Source organism: Leclercia sp. LSNIH3, assembly GCF_002935105.1.
GTDB classification, from domain to species: domain Bacteria; phylum Pseudomonadota; class Gammaproteobacteria; order Enterobacterales; family Enterobacteriaceae; genus Enterobacter; species Enterobacter adecarboxylatus.
The window spans coordinates 58,433-82,795 of sequence record NZ_CP026391.1 but is presented as its reverse complement, the minus strand read 5'-3'; the positions used below and the strand labels follow the sequence as shown (position 1 = coordinate 82,795).

Here is a 24,363-nt window from a genome sequence, read left to right as displayed (position 1 = left end):
CACATAAATGACGTTTTCTTCAGCTTTACGACACTAAAAAATCCTATCCAAAGACGGCACTTAAAAGTCTCTCTGTGCGGATACTACAGATGAATTCAACTTCTATTTTGCCTAAGCGCAGAAATTAGCCCTCTTAACGAAAATATTGCCGACACTCATCCGGTATTATTACTGTACTTTCTAGAAGAGGCATTTATGGCATCTGAGCACGTCCAGACAATTGACCTGACTAAATATTCCGGAAGGGTTTTCTTTCTGGCAGACCCCCATGGACATTATTCGACGCTTTGTAATCTTATCCATTCGATATCGAGCCCAGATGAGGAACTAATCATTTTCCCTACCGGGAATCTCTTTGATTATGGTCCTGAGCCCATGGAGTTAATGACAGCGATAAACACTGGTATTTTTGATGGACGTTCTGTGCGAGTGTTCTCAGCAGCCGGGGCTGGTGAAGAGATGATGAAGAAGCTCTTACCCACAAATAATGATCGTAGGACTTATTACCCAAGCACATTTCTTAACGAACGGTGGTGTGCAAGAGGCGGACGTTGGCATAAACAAATTAACCGCAGTTATCTTGAAGAGGAGATCAGCAAACTGCTCTCCACCCAGCTGGCCACGGTGATGAAGGTGCTTTTTAAAGGAAATATTACTATCGGTGTTTGTCCATCCGACTACACGGACATACGACAGGGTTTCGACAATACCTATAACGCTCTCCTCGCGTTTAATCAGGCAAACGTGAATATCTTTCAGAGTCAGTTTCTTTTTGGTATGGATCACGCAGTCAGCCCAATGAATATTAGCGATGTCAACCTCGTTGTACTGGGTCGGAATCCGGTCAATAGCATCAGAAAGGCTCATGGGTTACCTTTGACTAACTTACCTGTACTCGTCGGCAACTGTCTCCATATCAATACTGGCTCGCTGTTCATGTCAGCAATTAGCGATCCAGCACTACTAGCCCCAGGTATACCTCGTACTACAGTTCCGGCAATAACGCTGGTCGAGTTGATACTGGCCTCAACACCAACCCTAATTTGCCACCAAATGATCCTTAATAAGAACGGCATTTACACACAAAACACAACACCACTTGACCTGGATTTAAAAGATAACAACATAGAGGCTGCTTTATAATGCAGAAATTAAAACTGATAATTTTACCGGTGCTGGCATTTGTGTGGCCATCAATCAATGCAACCGCATCGACTAAAACACCAATGCCTACTTCTCAGCAGTCAGTTGCTAAATCTGAGGCTAACTATGAATTTATTTCTATTTCTGCAAAATATGTCGACGGTATGTGGCTTGTTAATGGTCAACAAAGACCTGTAATTAAAACAAGCATGACTAAGCGTAACTATCTCCAGATCGCAAATCAGTCAACACTTACGCCTTTGAACCTTGTGATACCCAAAATTGCATTTGACGTTATAGCCAAAAATGGCGTTTTGTTATCAAATATTGTATCCCTGGATGAAGATGCAGCCGGTAAAAAAATTCTATGGTTAGAGCCGGGTTCCAGCCTGACAATCTCTTTCGTCAATGACCTATCCAGTACCCCATTACAGGCGATAGTGTCCGTAAGTAAATTGAATAAAAGCGTTATTGCGATTTTTGGACCAGACCAGGGTAAAAAATTCACCCTCCCCCAAACTTCAAAATCACAGGATTTTTCAAAGGAGTATGACCCTTCACCAGAAGTCGCACTACGTCTCAATGTGCCCAAAAAAATTCACTCTTCCGTCACAATCCCAGATGTCGCGACTGCATCATTACCGTCCTCACATACCTACGAGATTATAGCGACTGATAAACTCAGGTCTTTTATGTTTTCAGAGTTTGTTTGGGTTGGTAAACGTAACAGCTTCCTCGTTGGTTCTAATTATTTCTCCAAAAATTTGACGGTTTACCCAGGTGAAGAATTCGATATCAGCACCATACAGAAAACGATTATGAGGGCTAGTAATGATTAAAGCAGCCGGAGTGATTTTTATCTGTCTTTTGACTGGCTGTCAGTCGGTTGGAAGCAAAATTGCAGACCTCCCCTCAGTAGGTTTCGACCCTGTGATGAGCAACAAAAGTGAATCCTATACCGACGGAAAAGTTACTTTTCTGATTGAGAGTTCAGGCACTGATGTCTGGCTGCTCGCCAAGAATGGTACCAAGGAATTTATTGAGTTATCGGATCTAAATCTAGCCGGAAGCCGTTGCACCTATTCATCGCGTGGGAAACTGTTATTAACACCTGGTTCAGTTTCATTGTTTACTGTTCCGACTGTTGGTTTACTCGGCCTTTGCTACGACAACACTGACCAATTAACGTTTATTAATAACGCATTTACCAAAATTTCACAAAAGTCGAGTGATGGACCCACATTGCCATTGTTGTTCAGTATTAGATATGAATTTCCCGGCTCGGGTGAAACAAACACAACGCTAGTTACGCAATCATTAAGTCTTGCATTTTTGGAACAGGAGCAATCATGAAATCTATATTGGCCGTCATCTGTATTTGCTGCTGCGAGGTGGCTTTTGCTTATCCTTATCGCATCTACACAGCACCTGATGGTGCCATTGTGAAAAATATACTGACCAATGAAGTGATCGGTAGGACACCGGTTGAAGTTGATGTCAGTAATACTGAAGCAGGCTCCACGTTCGGGATATCTATGTATCGGCATGAGAATGTTGCAATAAAAATATTCACAGTAATGCCAAGCGCGGAAAATAACTTTACTGTTTCAGGTCCCGACGTTGCAACAATGTCTTTACCAGGTAAAGCCCCTTTAAACGTAATTAATGACAGTAATGCAGCAGCAGTTCACATAGATCTCAGGCCTTTTCTTTCTGAACCTGTACATCAACCCATTCAATAGTTAATTTAGGTCCCTGTCATGGGGACCTGCAATCTCATTTATAAGGATATTTGTTCTAAAGATCATGCAGTTACACGCATCTAGAATGATTAAGGCTTTACAGTATTGATAATGGAGGGAATGAAATTAAGGTCAACATAGTAATAAATCCGCATCCTTGCGATGCGGGTTAATGCAAAATTTAATTATTCTTTTTCTTTCAACTTCGATTTTATAAACTCCTCAATTTCTGCGATCAATTCGCTATTAATTCTATTAAATTCAAACCTAATTTTTCTTCCAGACGCATTTTTGCTAATCCTTGCATATTTATCTTTATTATCAAACACGGCTAATTCACGAGTTTCCCACCCCTTGCTAGGAGGTTTTATGTCAAGCTGTTCAACTACTGTAGTAATTTTATCTATTACTGTCTTCTGTGCTTCGGAAATATCGGTTACATCCAAGCTCCTTATTTCCTCCCGAACATTATCTACAACTTCCTCAAGAGAGAATAAATTCTTTTCGACGTACTTCTGTAGTCGGGATAAGCGATTGTAATACGAGTTAGGAATACCTTCATAGTCAGGAAAGAGAGCAATAAGAGAATTATCTATCTTCGCCGCCTGGATACGCTTAGAAACAGATACATGGCTGATTCCGAGATAATTAGCAAGCTCTTCATTAGTTGCAAATCCAAGGTCTTTCATTTTCTGTAAATACTGGAATCCAACTTCACGGTAAGAAAATCTCCGTGATGTCTGTGCTGCTGTAATGATGGAATTAATATCTTCCGGGGATAATTCATCCGGCAACACCCATAGTGGCAAATCCTTCGCAGATTGAATACAACAGAAACGCCTACGACTGCCCTCTATAAGCAGATACACCCCATTTCGTTTGACAGCAACGCCTTCTGTATCAACACCACGTACCTTAATTTGTTCCAGGATATCTCGAACTGCATTTACAGTGAGAGCTTCCTGGTTTCGTGGGTTCATAGGGTGTACTGCGGTTTCCAGTTCCACCTTCTCAGCCGGTACAATGATGTGTTCAGCTTCCAGCTTACGTCCATTATGTAAAGCAAACAGCTTCCTCAGTCGAGGCTGTGATTTCAGGCCTGGAAGCCCGGAGCGATGGCTGACTTCAGTACGCTTAGGTGCATTAATATAACGGGATTTGTCATTCCCGATATGCTGCTCATCACTCATGCGTTACTCCTTTCTTTCACAGAAAAACTCTTAATCTCATTTATAAATTGCTGGTAGACCGCCATTACAGATTCTTCAGCCACATCAAGCTGCTTAGGTGAGCAAAGCTCTTCAGACTTTTTAATATCCAATACGGTTCTGCCCCTTGATGCTGCGGCTTTAAACGCTTCGGAATTTTTAATATTTGCAGACATAAAGAGTTCCTGCACTGTTCTTACCAGTTTATCCAGAACAATTTTTTCATATGGACTCTTATCGTCTACGTTAACAGCCAGCACTTTGAACCACCTCAGATTTTCGCCCTTGCTCGGCGATTGTTTGAAACGCTCGCTGATGGTCAACATGAAATCAGTTGTGGAAGCATAATCGTATTCACGAGGTGATACGGCAACAAGAATGCCATCAGCGGCTTCATCAGCTGCCCAAGTGATTGGCGAATCCTCTGGTGGAGTATCGATGATAATCAGGCCGTATTTTTTCTTCAAAACAGGCAGAATAACTTCTTTGAATCGAAGTAATAGCTCTGTTCGTTCTTCTCTGGAACACTGCCAGTATTTATCTTTAAATCGCGCATCTGTAGGAAATGCTGTAATAACATCAAGATTCGGTAGGTGTGTCGAAAAAGGCATACTCTCAATGATTTCTTCTTCCGAATACCCTAAATCAAGGTATTTTTTGTAATCTGAGTCCTCTTCATAAACCCCTAAGATGGCGTCAATAGCAGTGAGGAAAACATCATCTTCCGCTACACTTTGTATCATCCCGCTACCAATTGAGCCTTGTGGATCCCATTCGATCAAAAGTGTCCTTGCGTTTAGATGCATATCAAGCGCTGCGGCTACAGCAAGAGCCCCTGAAGTTGTACTCTTACCCGTGCCGCCCTTATGGTTCTGCGTTACGATTGCACGGCTATGGTAATAGTCGCTGTACCGAGGACAGCCCAGAGCATCCATGATTTTTTGGACGTCCCACCTGGTATAGAGATGGTTTTTGTTCTGAAAGATAGGAGCACCAACCAGACCTCTATCTTCAAGATCGGCAAGGATTTTATTAAAGGTGACGCGTGACTTGCCAAAAAAATCTGACAGATTTTTTTTATTCAAACAATGGTTATAGATGAGGCGATCTACACCTTCAACACTATCATCCGAGACCGAAACCCTTGAAGAGACCAATAATGACTCCTTCAGGGAAATCTGCTCGCTCTTCATTCGTTGACCGACAAGGGCGATCTTATCAATTAGATTCATTCTCTTCCGATCCCTTTTAACCTAAATAATGAAATTAAACGCATATATGTACACTTTACGCATAATGCGTACATTCGTGCCTTATGCGTTTAATTGTAACCGTAATTCTAACTATACGCTAACGTTCTGTTTCTTTTTCGTCGATTATGGGATATCAGCCTCATCGGTTTACTTTGTTATGTGTAAAAAGAGAGTTATAAGGAATGACTTTCAACATTGGCGATAGCAAACTACCGACTTAACAAGAGTCAGCTATGTGGCAACTAACGTCAATTCCCCTGTATTCAAAAGCATCTCTTTTTGGGCTGGCGATTAACGGGGTTAAATGTTCCGGCACTCAAACAGCATCCCGCCCTGGGCTGGCGATTAAGGGGGTTAAATGTTCCGACACCCGGACAGCGTCCCTCCCTTGGCTGGCGATTAAGGGGGTTAAATGTTCCGACACCCGGACAGCGTCCCTCCCTTGGCTGGCGATTAAGGGGGTTAAATGTTCCCGCACCCAAACAGCATCCCGCCCTGGGCTGGCGATTAAGGAGGTTGAATGCTCCGGCACCCGGACAGAATTCGGCCTTGAGCTGGCGATTAAGAGGGTTCAATGTACCGCCGCTCCGACAGTATCCCGCGCTGGGCTGGCGATTAAAGGGGTTAAATGTTCCGGCACCTGGACAGTATCCGCCTTGAGCTGGCGATTAAGGGGGTTAAATATTCAGGCACCCGAACAGTATCCCGCCCTGAGCTGGCGATTAAGGGGGTTAAATATACAGGCACCCGAACAGCATCCCGCCCTGGGCTGGCGATTAAGGGGGTTAAATGTGTTCCGGCACCCGGACAGTATCCCGCCTAGAGCTGGCGATTAAGGGGTTATATGAATCAGTTCCCGGGAGGGATCTATACATGACCTACGATAAAAGCAAAACAACATTAAAGTTTGGTTGTAAGAACTGAAAAGTACAAAGTTGAAATATGAAACGCGGGTTGGACCTCTCTAACGTTAGTGGTAATGACTTATGGTGCAAACATAAATCTACATATTTATGGGAAGCTGGTTAGACGACGTCCGGTCTGAAGCGCACAGACTGAAAGAGTACCGTGTGGTTCGGCGTGAACCCAGACAATAATGTTAATTCTTCGCAGCAAAATAAGAGGGCGTTCTCACAAAAGTTGTGGAGACTTGTGCAGATTACTTCTTCTGAAATCTCGTAGGCCGTTCTAATTATCTCTATGTTACTAACATTTAATTTCCTTTACCTTTTCTAGTGTTTTCGAAATAAGGTTTCGGTGTGCTAGAACTTTGTTGGAATTTAAAGCCTGGACTCTAATACCGGGCAAAAGAGTAGAATATGCCAGGCCCCCGCAAAATTTTCGACGGCTAAGGCGCCATTCAGGAATGAACTAAATCCTTCCTGCTTACCTCGTGATCCAAAAGATGGCATTCAGAATACTAAGAAAGCACGCCGAATCTGAGCCTATAACCCTTTGGCTAAATTATGCAAAGCAATGTTACTCAACACCCGGGATAAACTTTAAGGTGTTTATATACCAATTTTGGAGATTAAGGCGCACATACCCGGCGGAGCGAATTGGTTGGATCGTCAGTAAATTGTTTTATTAGGAATAAACTTCCCCAATTTCAAGATGCGAATTTCAGGTTTTTTGGTAAATGGCACTACGCTTGTTTTACAGATAGCAACCAGTTACAACATCTCGATTAACCATATTCTAGTAATCACTTGAAGCTGAAAATGGTTGACTATACCAACCTAAATAGAAGGCATTTCATTTTAGTTCAAAACAAAACTGCAACTTAATAGTTATGGTTGGTTTAGATAACCACAAATACGAAAATTGACTAACAAAACAAAAAGAAACCAACTCACAAATATTATCTCTAACTTGTTAAACAAACCAACAAGACATGAGTTATTGTTTGTTTTTCAATGCCTTACCAAACTTTAAATCGATACATAAGAAATTATGGGTTGCTTAGCTAACCATAAAGATAGTGTTTATATCTAATATACAGTAGCGCGACAAATTTGGTTATCACTTGCAACCACAACATCCGTATCCAAGGCAGGAAATTTAGCTCAGCACAGGCCGAGCATGATTAAACATCAGCCGTATAAAAGCTACATCACCAATCAACTTAAGTAGAAGCCCCAGAGAAGCCAATCAACAGTATCTACAAATAAAATTTAGGGATATTTAGGGATATTTAGGGGAGTTAATTCGATCCAGAAATTCTGAACCTGAACAATTGTTGCGGGGGAGGGCAGTGTAACACAGTTAAAAACCTGTATTTTGAGTAAAGTACGGATACCTCATCCAGTAAAGATGAGGTATCCAGTACTACTTAAACGTTATGCAGCTGCATTGCTAGCAACTTCCTGTTCATACAGTATCTCAATTGCTTCGCCGTAAGAGCAATCAAGACGGCTTTGTATTTCCCATAGCTTTCCACGGTCGGTACTGTCAGTCGTAAAACAAAGCTCCATTTTCCTGTCTACATAGAGGCGACATATCTCCTGGAAATTCTCGAATCGGACGAGCATCTCAGAAAATGCACGCTTTATCGTTCGTATGTTTTTCATACGCTCATATACAGCATCAGTCGTGGAGAAGTAGTTATTAGCCTTCATGGCTTCTATGCTCTCCTTTTCCTGCTTCATGATGATCTTCCACGGCGAGTTGGCCGTCAGGGCTCGACCTACCGAGGAGGTGAAGTAATCTTCAAAGGACTGGGTAATACAAATACCAGCACAGTTCGTTTTCCTGAATCGGCGCCAGGCAGCTTCAAGGAAAGATGAGAAAAACTGATTTGACTGATTACTGGAGCCTGAAGCATTATCCGGGCGAATATACTCCCATGCCTCATCAAGGATGAACAACCGGCGGCGACCGTCCTTTTTGATAAACATTGCATGCTGAGCAGCTTGAATGATCGACATGAGCACGACTGTCTGGAGGTGAGGGGTACCCTTCAACTCTTCAAGCTCAAGAACTATAAACCGACTACCGAAGTTTATTGGCGGGAGCTTTTCGGTAAATCGATTTCCGTAAATGCCTCCTTCACACCATTGCCCTAATTGCTCACCGATATCTTTAATACGCTTATCTTCATGGGCAGAACAGCGGCGTGCAAATCCTGTAATAGAGCCTGTACTTCCGACTTTACGTGATTCGTTATATTCATCACCAATCAGTTGAAGCATGACCGATTGTTGAAAGTCGTCAATATTTCCTTTTTCAGATGCCATTATTTTTAACTGATTCAGGACCATAATGGTCTGTGCAACTTTATCCTTTTCTTCATCGTTATTATTTGAGTCGTCATTGAAAACAGGCGCTTCATCAAAAACTCGGTCTGCAACAGTGACATCGGTCAAAAATGCGAACGGATTCAGAGTAAAATCAGGCTTTTTACCAAAATCTATAAACTGACTATTTGTATATTGCTCCGAAATACCCTGATACGAGCGACCAACGTCAACTACAAAAATCTGGGCTCCATCAGGGTCAAATGCATCATAAGCATTGTTTTTGAAACCTTCAAAAGTATCACGATAATGGATCAGATTATTAGAACGCGGCCCTGCACCAAGATAGTTATTAATGATGTATGCAACCCAGAACGATTTGCCTGCACCAGAAGTCGCCCCAACAACCATATTATAGCTGGCAGAAGTCTTGAAGATATCAAGCCCCAACAGCTGGCCCTCTCGTGAGACGAGGTTAAGTACAGGTCTGTCAGTATTACCTTTCCATGGGCCGAATAGAGGGGTCATATGCGCTGCACCAGTATTACTGACTACCTCAAAACGGTCCAGATCTAGTATCGTCTTGGGGTCATTACACATTGGAAGGCAAGAGACAAAAGATGGAAAGATGATCTATGAATCATCAGCCACTTTAACGCGACTTTCCAGATAAAATGATTTTAACTGGTCTGCGGCAGACTGGACATCTAATGCTGAATTCCCCATGACGGTAAATGTCAGATAACTGTGTAAAAGACGGGCCCCATCTTCCAGTTCACGTGTTACCGCCATGTAATCATTATCCATGTCCTTCAGTCTTGGACAAAACGTTAAGACGGTTGGGATACTAGCTTGTTTGTTAGTAATTGCCTTATATCTGACGTTATCTCTAGCTAATTTTAAGGGATCGGCGAAATGGACTGTTTGAGTTATCATAAATGGGCTAAATATAGTTTTACGCCCATTCATCCAATTCACTACAAGTTCATACATGCTTCCAAAATTTACATGTTCTGGGAACTTGACCACAGATAATTGTTTGAAATAACGATGTTCAGAAACATCAGTACTCTGCGTTGTAGATGAAAAATTATTTTCAGTTACTGTATATTTTCGCCCCGGAACATTTAGCTGTTCGTTAAGACGCCTCATAGTGTTGACTTCAACATGACCTTCAGCCCAACGTGATGTTTTTCCCGGATGCATTAATTTATCCATGCAATAAAGCCAGTTTTCGGCGCTAACTTTATGTGGAAAAAGGCCCAGTGTGTTCAACTTACTGATTAGGTCAGAGTACAGTGCATCGATGCGATTAATTTCAATTTCAGTAGGAAGCGCAGATTTCAACGGAATAGAAAATGACATCCAGATCTGAAAGTCACGAAGCATTAATTTATCATGATCCGGTTTTAAGGGTTCATTTAGACTTCTATCATAATAATCCAGCTGGTAGGCCGTGAGTAAGTCCCCCTTAAGCTTATCATGTCCTTCCATTCGACCACCACGAACTGCCGACCAGGCACTTAAATGCAAGGTCAGGTCCGGCAGTGCTGTTAATGAGGTCTGACAGATAGTGTCAGTAGGAAAATCCATTTTAAATAATTCAGCTAACACATCCTGCTGATTATCAAAAACACCAGGTGAGGGGTTACAAATAAACATAAACCCAAGCCGATTACCGTCTATTAGAAAATAATTCGTGCCAGGAATCTGGTCGTATACAGGAATAAACCCACCAAACTGGTGGCGACTTAATTCTTTATTATAGATGTTAGCAGATTTCATTCGCGACCTCAGAGTTGTCTGATAATACCGTTAGACGAAACTGCTTTCGTTGCTCGCTGTTGCTGTTGCATATTTTCACGAGCGGCATCCTGAACTTGCAAAGGAACTATTCGCGCCGGATTTGATGTCGAATTTTTACCCGCAATCCAAGTTTGGGGTTTGACATTCACATAGACAAAGCCAGGCAGGTTTAAAGCGTCATTATCGTCCGTGTATGGTGCAAAGGTGATTCTCATGACGCGGCCTTGCTGAAGTACAGCAAGCGGTTCTGGAGCTACCACAGCCTGTTTATACCCTTGTGTACGGTATTGCTGGATCTGGCCAGAGCTGAGCGTAGGGTTTACAGGCTGTCCATTATTAACGGAGTAAAGGTCTTTACTAGCACTGATATCGGAATTTGGCGCAACGTAGCGCGGTACAGGTGCCGGAGATACAACCTGTGTTGTTTGCTTCATGACATCAGCAGTCGGATGGATAAAAGGGTTACCGGATGCACCTGTTGAGCTGTAGCTCGTTGTCATCCTTACATTAGAATTAACTGGAACGCCGCTTATCGGCCGTGGCCCGATTGTTGATGTTGGCGCGCCCATTTTTAATGTCTCATCGTACATAACGGGGACTTGGCCAGCAGGTTTAATTTGCGTCGTCTTGTATGTCACAGGCTTATTTACCAAGACGGCAGACTTAGGGTATTGCACAGCGCCAGGCGGCGAAATTTGGGCAGGGTACTGGCTGTCATTGACAGCCGATTTCTCCTTTCCCGAATTAGCTTCTTCCTCCGCAAGGCCGGAAAGATCATCACGGTTATTCGTTAGTTCCATAACTTCACGAGGGCCTTTACAAACGACCCCTTTTTCAATTCCCGGACATTCTGATTCTGAGCTGCCGATAGTACAACCCGCTAGGTATGAAGATGAACCAACAACCAGAGCGCTGAAAATAACTTTTTTAATGTTCATTTCATTACCTTAATTAGTAGCAAATGGGTTTTTGAGTAAGGGTTCGACACTTTGTTTTAACCATGAATCAAAATCTTTCGGTATGCCATTACCGGCAAGTCCGTCTTGTCTCACAACTGAAGGTACGCCCTGTAATTTATAAATACCTGCCAGCATCAGAGATCCTACCAATGGCTCAGCCGGACATGTTTCTGCCTCTTTTTTTGTCAGGAGCCTTTGTTCTATATCGGTCTTATTTCCCATAAGCCAACGCAAGATATCAAGGTCATTCACTTTGCCTTTTTCTTTACTGCACCATAGTTGACGTAATTCTTGCTTTGGCTCACCGGGGGAGGGGATTAAAATGATGTCAACCCGGTATTTTTCTCTTTCGTCATAGAATTTTTTTATTAAATCTTGGCAACCATCACAATCAAGCGTGATAAAAATAGCGGCTTGTCTTTTTAGTTTTGGGTTTCCTAAAGGGATCAATGCCACAGTATCAAGAGGAAAGGGGGCGTCGTCTAAATTAATAAAGTAGGATTTTCGTACATCTTCTACGGATAAGACTGACTTTCTCTGAAGAATGTCCATGACGCTACCACCCGTTATTGTATAACGTCCATCAGTGGTCACAGCCATCAACTGCGAACGTTCATCCTGGAACAGATAAAGACCTCCAGTCGGGATGTAAATAACATCTTTAGGCTTATAGCTTTGCATTTTCGCCAGTACGCCCTCTAAAGGTTTCGTGGACACTCCACCTTCTTTTGCTTTTTCCATTAATGCAGCTGCATCAGTGTTGTTTAATACATTTTCAGCAGCATTTGTAAGGGGTGGACACACTGTGATCATAGAGACCAGCAGAGATAAAAGTAACTTTTTCAATTATCGTATCTCACTTTCTTTTGTTTCGCCTTGTAGAGATTGTACCTCACCAAAACTTCCACCAAGGTCGATATAAGAGACTATTTGAACATTATCTGGAATTGTTACTGCTAATGATGCATCAATAACCAAATAGCCACGAGAACGGTAAACTTTCATTAATGCTTTAAAGTAATTTTCAAAGTTGTTTTTAGACTGTACCAAATCCGGCTCAGGATTCTGCTTATTAAATTCTTTCCTTAAAGTTTGCATATCAAGTACTGCAATTTGGTAGGACGGATTCGACATTGCTTTGACGCTTTCATAAACAAAACTCGCCCCCTTGTATCCATAGATCACGAAAAGCACAGCTAGGCCAGCTAGCATCAAATACTTGAGGGTTTTCTCGATATCTATTTCCAAAGTTACTTTTTTGGTTGTACGTATACCCCCAACAGGTTTAGCCGCCTCAAGCTTCACGTTTTCAGCAGAATCACTTTTTGTTCCTGGTTCAATGTTATTTTCCATAATTAACCTCAGCGACTCGTCAGGTTTGTAGGTATTGTTGCGCCTGATTGAACGATAAACGTAATTGGGCGCCCTGGGCTAACTTCGACTATTGGCCACTGCTGCTCAGCAATTGATGTGTAGTAGTCCACAAGACGGTTTAGACCGCCCTGAGCTGCTCCGGCTCCGGCCAACGCTCCTAATGCCCCGATGTTCGGCGATTGGTATTCAGCCGTTGAGTTAGGATCGATATTTAACGAAGACACCTTAGATGGGCTCAGACTACCAGCCAGTGCTGACAGGCCTCCTGCAAAAGCAGAACCTGCGATCGCATTTCCATTTCTACTTATCAGATTTCCACGAATACCATTTTTCCCGTCATTTTCACTAACTGCGTATGCTTCCAGTTTGACGTCGAAAGCTTTTCCTTTCGAGTTCACACAAGATATTGATGTTGCCCGAATGTATGCTCGCTGTGACGCCAGATCACCCACAGCTGAACCCAACAAATTACAATCCCGCAAATCCATCGTGAAATTGTTTGGCATGATGATGTCTTTTTTAATACGCATAGTGACTGGCATGGGTTCAGCTTTAGACGACAGACTCGTTGGGGCTTCCAGACCATTAATTAGCACCCCTGTGATAATTGACGTCGCTGGGAGAAACATTTCGTCTTTACGTGCCGCATGCCGAGCTTTACTGTCTACAGGAGCGGTCCCGTCGCCGCGAATAGTTCGTGTCGGGGCTTTGTCACCGCCAGCAACGACCTCACGCCCCTCTCTTATCCGGCTTTCGGATATCGGCATAACCTGAATGACACCATCAGAACCATTTGTCTTAATTGAACTCTGCGTGATAGTCCGCATTGGGCTATTTCGGGTCGGTGTGATCGGAGCGTATCCGGAACTAGCCCCATTCACCGCAGCATTTGGATTTAGCTGGTATGGCGTTGCTGGGGCCTGCTCATTGACGTTTTTGCGTGACCCACCTGCGTCGAGATTACGATTACCGTTTCGTGAGGTCTGCATGTCAGTCAACTGCGTCGAGAGCTGCTGGACTTGTGAAGCAAGGTTGGCAATCTGTACTTTGCTTTCTTGCTGGGCCTTTTCAGCTTTATCACGATCTGCCTTTGCCGCATTCTGATCAATGCGGTTCTGCCTGACCATTTCGTTATAAGTCTTCTGGCTTTCCTCGTTACTCAGCTTAGTCATTTGTGAATCATCAATCAGGAACCCAGTTTGCATATCTTTTTTCTGGGTTTTCTTCTCTTTTTTAACCGGAGTGGAAAAAATTGATTGACTAATAACGATAATCAATACAATCAACGCAGCACCAATTACTGAGATTCTGACAGTTTTATTTTCCCAGGCATTTTTAATGTCCATTATTAACTCCACTCTTTGGTTGCTGGAAGCGCTTAACTTTCAAATTTCGTTCGTTTTCTGTCATCTGAGGCACGATATAAGGTTCACCCGCCCTGGGCCATTTATCTTTAAAATTCAATCCTGAATTATCGGATTCAACAGGGGCAAAATCCTTACCATTATTAAGCGAACCAACTTCTTTAATTTCCTTAACTCCGCGCCGACTTTCAAACTCGGTTGAGCTTCCAACGAATTTTTGCGCAAGGGTAGGGTCGCTTATAATTATCGTATGTTCTTCAAACGCATCGTCAACTGTCTCACCCGGTCGGTGGTCATCGGGAACTATATTCACTGTTCCTTTTGGAATGTACTCAGTTTGGTAGTAATAACTGGTACCCAAAAAAACGACTAGTCCAAATGAGACCCCTGTAAGAAAAGTAGCTTTTCTCATTTTATCTTTTAATCAGGCTTGGTCGTGTGGTTACACGAGTCTGGCGCTCTTTAAATAATTTATCCCGCACAATGTAAAGCTCGGTTTCCTCTCCAGGCTGAAGAAATGCTTTATCGAACAAAGCACTTGCAATTACTCCTTCAGTTATACATTGCTGATCAGCGACAACTTGTCCGTAAGGCTTGTCATTTTTAACAAGAATGACATCTATCAATTCCCTAGATCCCACAAGTCTTTGCCCTAACTTTGAATACATATTGAAATTACACGGGGACTGCTCTGAGCTCGGTATACGTGACAAGCGGTCTTCTTGTAAACTAAAACCAGAAGGAACCTCACCTAGCGCAACCGGAGTCAGTAAATCAATGATCCGCTGTTTATGGTCATCCTGACGAGGGTCAGATGGTGCCAACTCTTCTGACTGGGATCGTGCCAGCATCTCATCATAATTATGTTTATCCAAAGATGTCTCACGTTTCGCCTGCATTGTCGGGCTCAAAGAAGTTGTGACCGAAATCATTGCACCAGGAACATCCAGTGGAACCAGTGTCAGGTTATAAGTCGATTCAGGCACTGAATCTTCTGAAAGCATTATTCCAATTGGCTTATCCGTGTTTGTTGAAATAAATACATCGCCGCCGTTAACGAAAATACTGGCTTCATCACCTGGCGTTGAAGTACTTACAGATGCGTTTTTAAATGAAGTTGAAATTCTGTTTTGCAGACCCCGTGAAACTGGCAGTACAATATTCCCACCCGGTGGGACGTTTACTCGCTGCACTTCTTTGTAGCGATTACGAGCCTCTACATATAACTCATCTGCTTTTGAAGGGGCCCCGGTGCTTTGTGCATTTTGTTGAGGCTCTTTCCCTGCCGGTCTTCCGTAACTATCAAAATTTCCGGATTTAACCTGTTGCTGATAACCGACAAGCGTAGGGTTTTTTGACAATGCGCCAGTTATCTCATTGACAGCTGGGGAGGCACTACTTGCAGGTGAAAGACTTGGTAGTTCAGTGGTCGGTTTTGTTGCTTGTGACGTCTCAGGCGCGGGGCCGGTGCCAGATTCTTTAATAATCGCATTTTTCACACCATTCTGAAATTCATCTGCCCCGACAGGCATAACAACCGGGTTATTTACTGTCGCCGGTAACTGATAGTCTTCAGCAAAGACTACATTCGAAGTTGCCAGCAAGATCATTGCTGTAATCGCGTGACAGCGAAAGCCCTTTTTAGAAGTCATAATTAGTTACCTGTAGACGGCGGGGGATTATCGAGTGTTGCCAGTTGTTCTTTGCCGTTGATTGTAATTTTCTTAATATTTGGTGTACCAGAATACTGATTTACATAGGCTATGCGTGGTCGTCCGTTTTTCATACCCAGCACCCATTCAAACGTCCATTTTGATGATTCTGTTTTGTCCGGAACATTAATCAAACGCGTTGATTTCGTTCCCCAGACATAGACCATGTCATTTTTGGTGTCATAATACATATCGATCGGTTTAAATGACTGTTCAACACCACGAGCTTGCATAATATTGGTCTGCTGCTGTAATGACTCACGGGTTTTCGCCTGTAAATCCGGAGAAAGCGCATCCAATATGGTTGTTGTTACAAAGCCTATGTTTGTTGGGTTTATGTTCCCAATTAAAGTACTGAAGAATAAGGCCCATTGAGTTTTATATGACTCTGAGGCTTTATTTCCCACAACTTTAACTTCTTCCGTCATATTAGGCGGAAGCACAATAGTCACAGGATCGGTAAGAAATTGATTTTTTACCACTAAAACTGCGATGACTAATATAGCAATTGAATTCACACGTAAGAGTTTTTCGTCACGTTTAATCAATGCACTATAAGTAATTCCAATTTCAGAAGCTTCAATCTCTTTACTAAAGCGAGCTTTAGAATCCCGAAAGCGTCCTTTTGAGTCTTCGCCTCCATTTTGCGAAGTCTCGTCCTTTTTATCAAAATCGCCATTACTGGCACTTTTAATGAATGGAATTTTAAGCTTGCTGAGAAGTTTCATTCTTAGCTCCATCAAGAATAGAGGTTTCTGATAAATGGATCGGTAAAGTAACGACTACTAAACACTGATTTCCCTGGAAACAAGCCGAACCACCACAGTTTGTGTTTGAGTTTTCCTCTAACTCCTTCTTCAGCTGCTTTTTTATATGCAAACCAAAACACAACCGCAACAACTACAGAAGTTATAAAGAAATCAAAAATATTACCACTCGCGATAGTCACGAATGTTATACCCAATTGCTTTGCATCCCAGAATAGAATCAACAAAGGCATATTAATTCTGTAAGGGAAACGATAGGTATGTGGAGGTACCTCGTACTGACTTGTCATAAAAACTCCAGAGAGGGGGAATATCCCCCTCATCGTTATTGTTCTAACAAATCACAGCGGGATACCAGCATCCAGGAACGTGCTGATAATTTTTTCACCGTTTGCCATAATCAGCATCATTAATGCTGAAACCAGCGCCAAACCAAGGTTAGGTTTTACAACGCCGAAATAAGCTACGGAGAACAACATGCCGCAAGCGATGATTTTACCCGGCGCACCAGTTAATGCTTCGCTCATGTAGGCCCAGATATCGCCGAAGGCTCCGTCGTCGGAACCCGCGTACGCTAAACCGCAACTTGCTAAAAACAGGAGAATAAACAAAGGCACTTTTGCATGTTTAGACTTCAGAAATGCAAAAGCGTTAGTTTGTTCTCTTTCAACGTTAGTATTCAATGTCAGTTCCATAATTACTCCGTGTTGATTTGAGTTCACGTAAACGCATTTGCATAATACTTTTTATTTTTCTTTCATTTTTCTGTTAACCACCCTTTTTTTCCCTTAATTGCGCCTGGTGTTTTTTTAGCCTATGAATGTCACATGTGAATACCGTGTGTATATCGGATTGAAGAAGGTGAGGCAGGTTATTTTTTCTTTATAGGGAAGAAGTTCATCGTCTATCTCTTCACCATTTTTGTGATAACCATCCAGTCCGATATTTGAGAAAGCTCTGTGTAAGGATGTCATTCTAAAAAAGTCACTTTTCCCATTGATACAAGTGCTTTTCAGCCACATCCTGTGTGTCGCCCCATTCATGCAAATGCTTTTCAAACAATGCGCCTTTTCCAGCCTCATTCATGCAAATGCCTTTGTAGCAAAGACACATATCCGAAACCCATTCATGCAAATGCTTTTCGACCAAAGGAACCTTTTCCGGGCTCATTCATGCAGTTGCTTTTCGACCAAGGGCAACTTTTACTATTCCATTCATGTAAATGCTTTTTGGTGAAATTCAGCTATCGAATCCCATTAAGAGAGGTACTTTCAGTCCAAAGGCACCTTTTCAGGTCGATTCATCCAAATGCTTTCCGGTCAAAGACACCGTTACGGCGCCATTCATGCAAATGCCTGTCAACCAAAAGCACCTTTTACTATCCCATTCATGCAAATGCTTTTCGACCAATGCCCCGTTTGCTGCACCATTCATGCAAATGCTTTTCGACCAATGCCACCGTTTGCGGCCCCATTCATGCAAATGCTTTCAGCTAAAGGCACCTTTTTACTGTCCCATTCATGCAAATGCTTTTCAGCTAAAGGCATCTTCCCGCCTCATTCATGCCAGGGGTTTCCAACGTAGGCACCTTACACAAACTCATTCAAGCAAATGCTTTTATACAAAAGGCACTTTTCTGTCGCCATTGAAGCAAGTGCTTTTCACAAAGGTCACTTTTCTCCCCCCATTGAAGCAAATGCTTTTCACCACCACTATGGGATTTTTAAACGATTTGCTTTTATTTTCATGAGGTTATGTTTACTTATGGGACCTCTGTTTTGAACTGGATATTTATCAAAACGCCTCTGTTCTAATCATGTCCCAGACAATTACAGGCTTTAATTTTCTGTGCAAATCTCAGTGTGACATGAGAAGGACAGGGATTTTTCACGTATAGCCACTATGCACAAACGTTGATGGGTAGTTTTATCTAAAGGCATCTGGATGAATGACTTCTGATTAAATCATTCAAAATCAATTGCTTAGTATTCGTTATCTAACTCAGTGAAAATTAGTTAAATAAAGCATTCGATCGAATGCTCAAAATTCCCAGGGTGCTTAAGCAAAAGTAAGAAAGGAAGCAGGGAAGCAGGGAAGCAGGGAAGCAGGGAAGCAGGGAAGCAGGGAAGGGTATTCATATCAGCAGAGGCGTCCAAAAAAGCATTTGGATGAATGCCCGTACGCCTCATTACATCCAAAGTTACTTTTCTGCGAACTGAACCAGAGGATCAGCTTTGTTTTGCCAGAGCAAGCTTTGGACTTCTCTTAAAAATCTGGAACTGAATATCTCTACCTTTCTTAACCTCTTGATATTCAAGGTATCCTATTGATTTTAACTCCAGCATAGCCTTTCTGATGATCTGGTTTTGAGTACGTACTGGAGTCGTCAAAAGAAGCCGCTCACGCAAACGCTTCATGTTAACGAATAACGTTCCGGCAGGCATTGCCTCAAAATAGATGTACAGGCTCTGTGCAGCTTCTTTTTTGGCGAGAACCGACAGTACCTGTAAGCTTAATAGGGTTTTATGATCATACCGGTAAAGCTCCCACATCGAGGGATCACCCACGAGCTCTACTGTGTCCTTCTTAGGGTCAATCATAGCTTTCTGCACAAGGTGTGTGACAGTGAAGCGTTCAGTTTTAGAATCACGGAAAGAAATAACAACGGACGCGAGGTTTGCCAGCGCTTCCTGAAATCGTGAACGGGTTCGCTTGTTGATATTTGTAGAACTGATACCACACATTTTTGCAAACTCATTGAACGACAATGTTATTTTCTCGGAGGCGAATCCATATTTACTGAACGCCATAATGCACCCAAGCCAACACTTGAAGTCCGTGGACATCGAAAGCTTAAGGCCAGTGATCCGGATGTCATCGTATCCTTCTGACCGGGCCAGTTCCATGCTCGACAACTCATCAGAAGCATCAACCTCAAAATTTCTGAATCGCTTCTCTTTAGTTCCCACCGGGGTAAAAACACTTAAGCGCAGTAAAGCAATGGGTTGGACCGATTTCGAAGAGTTTGGACTCAGTTGATAAGTCCTCCCTGTATCCGTGTTGGTCACATCAAACGGATGTGCTAACTCATTGTTATCACTCATTTAAACTTACCCACCATGTTTTTCCCTTTCTACATTTAGCTGTGAATAGATTATTCGTCCAAATGCTTTTCACGCATTAAACTAAATGCCTTTTCAATTCAAGTAAATGCTTTTCTTATTCGATCAAATGCTTTTCGCATGCACCTGAATGCCGGATCATTGCTATTTCTTTTAAAAATCATCACGTTACAATGGTCGTGATCTTTATTGTTCTCTATTGATCTCTATTGATCTAAAGAATTGATCTATCTTGTGGAAAACGGGGATAAATTCCCTCTGAGAAAGAGCTCTGGCCCTACAAATTTAGGATTGGATACAAACCCTGTATAGAATGCAGCCGGGAAAAATATCAGTTAGCATGAAGTTATTAAGAAAGATAAATTCAAACTATTCAGATTTTCTTTTTAATTTAATTTTTAAAACAGCCTATTTTTGAATTAGTAAGATACCTAACCACTAAAAGAAATTTTGTTTTTTATGCCTTCAGAGTTGTTTGAATCTGAGAGCATTAATGTATCATGTAATAAAAAAAGGTGCTTATATGAATCATTGCGACTATCAGATTATTGAAATCAGCCCAAAAGATCTTATTATCGAGCCTGGATTTAATCCACGGGAAGCGGTAATCGGTGATCTTTGTTACGAACAGGAGCCAGTAAAATCGGCAATTATTTCTCTCAAGCAAGCCTATAAAGAGGGGCGACGTGTTGATTTAATTAAGGTAGTAAAGAAGGACTCCAAGTACGTTGTCCGGCAAGGGCATTGTCGTTACAGAGCATTATTGCTTGCTCTCGCGGAAGGAGCTGACATCCAGCTCTTTTCAGTCGTACTTATGCACTACAAGGATAAAATCGAAGAATACCTAGAGAACCTTGATGGGAACAGGAATAACAGTCTCAATCCCGTTGCACTAGCTTACGCACTCGCAGAGACCCTGAAGCTTGGCTCTACCGTTGAATCCCTTGCTATGCGCTATCAGCGGTCTGGCACAGCGATTCGCAATCAGCTTAAAATCCTTGATATGCCTTTAGAACTGCAACGTTTAATCAGCCTAAACCTTATTAAAAAAACACTCGCGATTGAAATCATGTTGAAGTATTCCAATGATCATGCAAAAGTCCTTGCACACTTGGAGTCCTGTTCTTTTTTAGTGCCATCTTCTGGCGTACTTGATTTATCGAAACCAACAACCGTTGAAACAGCAACAAACAGTGAGCCACTCGAAGAACAGGAAAAACCTCCTGTACATATTAACCCTAAAGACATTAAAACAAAGTCTATCACTCGCAGTTCGTTAGGTATTAAACGTCTTTCACATAAAAAAACTGAACGGTTAAAAAATGAATTTATTGGTTTGATTGATAATGTAGGGTCAACAATGTCAGACAATAATAAACTGACAGAATTAATTTTAGACGGACAGCATTCTAATTTATTTATGAACGTCAGTAACACTTTAATCACAAAAACAAATGAAAGTGTAAAGATCACTTTAGATGAAGCAAAACTTCAACTTGTATTAAGTCTTCTAAATGATGAAAATACTGCAATCATCATTCCAAAATCTAAGGTTACAGAACTGAACGAAATTCGTGACCTTTTGACAAATGAGTAGATAGCTGAGGATAATTTATGGACAAGATTGTACATTTTACCGTCATTAATACTTTTAACGATTTACTTATTGCGAAAGCCTCGCTCGACCGTAACATTGTTGAGATCAACGCTGGTAAGCGCTTTGATCATTTTGAAGAAGGACATGATCAGTATGTACAGAAAGTGACTGACGCTTTACTTATCGTGGAGGGACGTCTGGAGAACCTTAAAAAATGAAACATTCAATTTTTTTTACTCACGATGGTTATTTATTGCCAGCGGTCGTAAAGCCTTTCCACGGTAACGATGGGCACTATTATGCCATGATCACACGTGAATGCTTTGCCTGCGGAGGGACAGGAGAAATCGCAAACGCCGTCTGCGTGACATGTAATGGAAGCAAAACGTCACCGGCCACAGAGGAAAAACTGGTACTGAAAGAGGGCATCGAATTTCTTGAAACTATCCCGGAATTTCGCTGCAATCCCGATCTAGACGCTTGGAAACGTAGGCACAGCGGGCACCTGGCATTGTTACAAGCCGATAATTCTAAGTTTGCAGTAAGCATTTCACAGCAGTTAAACAACAATCTCTTTTTAACAGTTCGTCAGTTAGAATCTTTCTACTCAACTTACCAACCCGTTTCTAAAGATTTGCCAGAAAACGCTGATGTACCTGTTGAGCATTCTTTCAGCATTGGTGATGTAGTGAGTATTGATATCATTTTTACAGAAGTGCGAGCTGCTTTTTCAAAAGGCTCCCACAGCTACTTTTTTACTTTTACAGGCAAAAAGCAGAATGATGGATTCGCATTAACAGGTAATGTGCAGGATCATGTTTTATTGGGGCATAGCTATCATCTTTCCGGAAGGGTGAGAAAGATCCACTATTTTGACTCTGTGCCCTACGCATTACTGACGGTGTTTAAATTAACCACAAAGCCTAGTGCGTAGTGAACAGAACTCCCAAATACAGGGTGTTTATTCATTAGCCACAGGCTTTCTGCACTGTCGTGCCGACTCACTCACGTCAAATTTGTTGCTCACGCATCGGGTTTTTACCCGGTTTTAAACTCCGAAAAATATGCCTATTTCTTTAAATTCAACACCCGTTATTAACTAATCTTTTAAATTAAAAATGATAATCTTATTAATTATATATTTAATTTTATTCTCCTTAACATTCAGGTTAAGGCGATTTTGTTAAAACGGAGTGATGTATGCAAAATGATCTTGGACTTGGGTTCATCTGCAAGTCAGCAAGAGCGTCAGCAAAAATTATATCCCGGAAAGTTACTTTTCCGCTAAATGGCTCGAGTACTACAAAACTTACCCTAACGGGACTACAGTGTCATCCATCCTGCCGGTTTCCGTTTTACCAGCTGTCTATGCTAATCCACAACCAGCTCGCTGATCATGCCGCCAACGTTGTCGATGAAAATGCTCCGTTCACTGTATCCATTAACATACATGAATGGCTGAGTCGTGCCAGAGTGGCATTTATTGATTATCACGGTCTGCGTAATACCGATAAAACAGCAATGATCACATTGGATCATCTGGAAGAATTACTTACTCACTTGTCGACTACATTGGCCGTATATATCCCGTATTCAAAGAAGCGCCTGAACTTTAGCTTTCTGACGTCCTTTACACTGATCAAAACATCACAGTCTTATACTTTGATGTTCCCTGGTGTGCTGCGGCCGATCTTGGTGTTACTTGGGGGGTTAATTCAGGAATTTATGACCGAGAAGTTATTGAAGAGACGTAATACCCAACTTGTCATTTTTGAATATTTGCGAAAGTCTCGGCGCCATTCCCATAAAATTACCGATATTGCTAACGCTCTTCAGTTGCAGACGGTGAACGTACGAATCATGCATGTTCTTACCCAACTTGCAGATCTGGGGCTTATATCGTTTATTTGTGAAGGTAAGAGAGGGGAGCGGTCCATCGAAGAGCTTCAGTTTATTCCTTATGCCAGTCGGGACCATTCCGAAGTTTTGAGCTTTGAGGAATGGATAAGCCCGATCGACTAACCACTGACTGTCACTTAACGAAGGACAGCCAGGATCTCTTTTTCCTTTTTTCGCGATTTTGATTGACTGCCGACAGAACGGTAAGCATTGAGAGTATGAATTTCAAAACCGCGTTCTTCATAGAGCTCCAGCGTAAAGGGAGTCAAGCTGTTGGATATGGCCACTGAAGCCCCTTTACGATGAGCTGCCACCAGCATATCCGCCAGTTTAACATGTGCGCTCTTATTGAACGGTATGCCGTCATAACTGACAAAGCTGGTTTTGCTGATTTTATCATAAGGCGGATCGCAATAAATTTGGTCACAACCACCAGCACTCTCCAACGTCAGACCAAAATCTGCGGTTGTCAGCTCAACGCCAGAAAGTCTGAATGAGAGATAATCGACTTTCTGGGGGTCCAGAGTTAACTTGGATCGATTCCCCCACGGAACTGAGTACTTACGTTTCAGATTGTAACGACACAGGCCGTTATATCCGAGTCGGTTCATTGCGTAGAAAAGGACTGCTCGTTGCAGCGGGGCATCATCCAAACTGGTGCTGTTAAACGTGTTCCTCAGCTTTAAGTAATCCTCTTTATCAAATTCCCTTTCCGCCAGAAGATTCACTTCTCTGATGAATGCCGATTTATTCCGCTGGATGTTGCGGTACAGATTGATTAGATCCGGATTACTGTCTGCCAAGAGTGCATCGGTGGCAAACATGTTAAGGAACACAGCGCCCCCGCCGATAAATGGTTCGACCCACCGACGGCTCTGATCATGTGGGAAATGCTGACTGATGAATGGCATCAGTTTGGTTTTACCCCCCGCCCATTTGATGATTGGTGTATGTTTTCGCAACGCGTATTCTCCTTTAAGCATTATCGGTATGTCACCCTTATGGTACCGAAAGCCGGATTACAACCAACAAGGTTTAAGCAGGGAAAATCGCGGGTGTTGTGAAAGAAATTTTCATTCCGACACATTTTTTTATTTTTTTTCACTTTTTGGCAAAAAAGTTAACTACCTTCTTAGCTCGCATAAACATTTGTTTTTAATTGTTTATTTAATCTTTTAGGT

Annotated in this window: 22 protein-coding genes and 1 pseudogene; 8 read left to right on the top strand and 15 right to left on the bottom strand. The window is 42.2% G+C overall.

The features are described from left to right. Positions 1–195 precede the first annotated feature (195 nt). From C3F35_RS25100 to C3F35_RS25085, 4 genes are read left to right on the top strand one after another with little or no spacing between them, the layout of a single operon-like run. Positions 196–1,143, top strand: coding sequence for a metallophosphoesterase (locus C3F35_RS25100; protein ID WP_199186159.1), 948 nt, complete (start codon positions 196–198; stop codon positions 1,141–1,143). Beyond that, entirely contained in the window at positions 1,143–1,982 is an 840-nt protein-coding gene (locus C3F35_RS25095) for a hypothetical protein (protein ID WP_015063114.1), read from the top strand. Before C3F35_RS25100 ends, C3F35_RS25095 begins: the two co-directional genes overlap by 1 nt. Beyond that, positions 1,975–2,496 (top strand): hypothetical protein, encoded by a 522-nt coding sequence (locus tag C3F35_RS25090; RefSeq protein WP_015063113.1) that lies wholly within the window; start codon positions 1,975–1,977, stop codon positions 2,494–2,496. The genes C3F35_RS25095 and C3F35_RS25090 overlap by 8 nt, the downstream gene beginning before the upstream one ends. Further along, positions 2,493–2,885 carry a hypothetical protein gene (locus C3F35_RS25085; protein ID WP_022652165.1) on the top strand — a complete coding sequence of 131 codons (393 nt, stop codon included), beginning with the start codon at positions 2,493–2,495 and terminating at the stop codon, positions 2,883–2,885. Before C3F35_RS25090 ends, C3F35_RS25085 begins: the two co-directional genes overlap by 4 nt. 185 nt (positions 2,886–3,070) lie before the next feature. Here the strand turns inward: C3F35_RS25085 and C3F35_RS25080 are convergent, their stop codons facing one another. From C3F35_RS25080 to C3F35_RS25010, 14 genes and pseudogenes are all read right to left on the bottom strand, one after another. After that, positions 3,071–4,075 carry a ParB family protein gene (locus C3F35_RS25080; protein WP_022652164.1) on the bottom strand — a complete coding sequence of 335 codons (1,005 nt, stop codon included), beginning with the start codon at positions 4,073–4,075 and terminating at the stop codon, positions 3,071–3,073. After that, positions 4,072–5,325: a ParA family protein gene (locus C3F35_RS25075; RefSeq protein WP_015063110.1), complete on the bottom strand. Its 1,254-nt coding sequence runs from the start codon at positions 5,323–5,325 to the stop codon at positions 4,072–4,074. The genes C3F35_RS25080 and C3F35_RS25075 overlap by 4 nt, the downstream gene beginning before the upstream one ends. Before the next feature lie 2,360 nt (positions 5,326–7,685). Further along, positions 7,686–10,367, bottom strand: a pseudogene (gene trhC, locus C3F35_RS25065) (IncHI-type conjugal transfer ATPase TrhC). 8 nt (positions 10,368–10,375) lie between these two features. After that, a complete protein-coding gene (locus C3F35_RS25060; RefSeq protein ID WP_015063108.1) occupies positions 10,376–11,326 on the bottom strand; it encodes a TraV family lipoprotein in 951 nt (316 codons plus the stop codon). A gap of 9 nt (positions 11,327–11,335) precedes the next feature. Next, the gene (htdT, locus tag C3F35_RS25055) at positions 11,336–12,088 is read right to left on the bottom strand and encodes a protein-disulfide isomerase HtdT (protein WP_185757620.1); all 753 of its coding nucleotides are present in this window, start codon (positions 12,086–12,088) and stop codon (positions 11,336–11,338) included. A gap of 105 nt (positions 12,089–12,193) precedes the next feature. Continuing rightward, positions 12,194–12,700: a hypothetical protein gene (locus C3F35_RS25050; protein ID WP_015063106.1), complete on the bottom strand. Its 507-nt coding sequence runs from the start codon at positions 12,698–12,700 to the stop codon at positions 12,194–12,196. 8 nt (positions 12,701–12,708) lie between these two features. Then, entirely contained in the window at positions 12,709–14,067 is a 1,359-nt protein-coding gene (gene trhB / locus C3F35_RS25045) for an IncHI-type conjugal transfer protein TrhB (protein ID WP_022652153.1), read from the bottom strand. Further along, positions 14,057–14,497, bottom strand: coding sequence for a plasmid transfer protein HtdO (gene htdO / locus C3F35_RS25040; RefSeq protein ID WP_015063104.1), 441 nt, complete (start codon positions 14,495–14,497; stop codon positions 14,057–14,059). The genes trhB and htdO overlap by 11 nt, the downstream gene beginning before the upstream one ends. A gap of 1 nt (position 14,498) precedes the next feature. Further along, on the bottom strand, positions 14,499–15,737 hold the full coding sequence (locus C3F35_RS25035; RefSeq protein ID WP_015063103.1) for a TraK domain-containing protein: 1,239 nt from the start codon (positions 15,735–15,737) through the stop codon (positions 14,499–14,501). A 2-nt stretch (positions 15,738–15,739) separates the two neighbouring features. Beyond that, positions 15,740–16,525 carry a TraE/TraK family type IV conjugative transfer system protein gene (locus tag C3F35_RS25030; protein ID WP_022652152.1) on the bottom strand — a complete coding sequence of 262 codons (786 nt, stop codon included), beginning with the start codon at positions 16,523–16,525 and terminating at the stop codon, positions 15,740–15,742. Positions 16,526–16,536: 11 nt separating this feature from the next. Beyond that, positions 16,537–16,854 carry a type IV conjugative transfer system protein TraL gene (locus C3F35_RS25025; protein ID WP_022652151.1) on the bottom strand — a complete coding sequence of 106 codons (318 nt, stop codon included), beginning with the start codon at positions 16,852–16,854 and terminating at the stop codon, positions 16,537–16,539. Between the two features lie 51 nt (positions 16,855–16,905). Continuing rightward, the gene (locus tag C3F35_RS25020) at positions 16,906–17,259 is read right to left on the bottom strand and encodes a hypothetical protein (RefSeq protein WP_015063100.1); all 354 of its coding nucleotides are present in this window, start codon (positions 17,257–17,259) and stop codon (positions 16,906–16,908) included. Between the two features lie 289 nt (positions 17,260–17,548). Further along, positions 17,549–17,734, bottom strand: a complete 186-nt coding sequence (locus C3F35_RS26775) for a hypothetical protein (RefSeq protein WP_032610388.1) — start codon at positions 17,732–17,734, stop codon at positions 17,549–17,551. A 1,058-nt stretch (positions 17,735–18,792) separates the two neighbouring features. After that, positions 18,793–19,668: a RepB family plasmid replication initiator protein gene (locus C3F35_RS25010; protein ID WP_015063098.1), complete on the bottom strand. Its 876-nt coding sequence runs from the start codon at positions 19,666–19,668 to the stop codon at positions 18,793–18,795. Positions 19,669–20,209: 541 nt separating this feature from the next. Between C3F35_RS25010 and C3F35_RS25005 the strand changes: the two genes are divergently transcribed. The 4 genes from C3F35_RS25005 to C3F35_RS24990 all read left to right on the top strand — a co-directional run bounded on the left by C3F35_RS25005 (position 20,210) and on the right by C3F35_RS24990 (position 23,305). Then, on the top strand, positions 20,210–21,283 hold the full coding sequence (locus tag C3F35_RS25005; protein ID WP_022652149.1) for a hypothetical protein: 1,074 nt from the start codon (positions 20,210–20,212) through the stop codon (positions 21,281–21,283). Positions 21,284–21,300: 17 nt separating this feature from the next. Further along, the gene (locus C3F35_RS25000; RefSeq protein ID WP_022652148.1) at positions 21,301–21,501 is read left to right on the top strand and encodes a hypothetical protein; all 201 of its coding nucleotides are present in this window, start codon (positions 21,301–21,303) and stop codon (positions 21,499–21,501) included. Next, entirely contained in the window at positions 21,498–22,217 is a 720-nt protein-coding gene (locus C3F35_RS24995; protein ID WP_015063095.1) for a hypothetical protein, read from the top strand. The genes C3F35_RS25000 and C3F35_RS24995 overlap by 4 nt, the downstream gene beginning before the upstream one ends. Positions 22,218–22,483: 266 nt before the next feature. After that, entirely contained in the window at positions 22,484–23,305 is an 822-nt protein-coding gene (locus tag C3F35_RS24990) for a hypothetical protein (protein WP_015063094.1), read from the top strand. A gap of 14 nt (positions 23,306–23,319) precedes the next feature. On the opposite strand, the gene C3F35_RS24985 is transcribed toward C3F35_RS24990, so the two are convergent. Continuing rightward, a complete protein-coding gene (locus C3F35_RS24985; RefSeq protein WP_015063093.1) occupies positions 23,320–24,165 on the bottom strand; it encodes a DNA adenine methylase in 846 nt (281 codons plus the stop codon). Between the last annotated feature and the right edge of the window lie 198 nt (positions 24,166–24,363).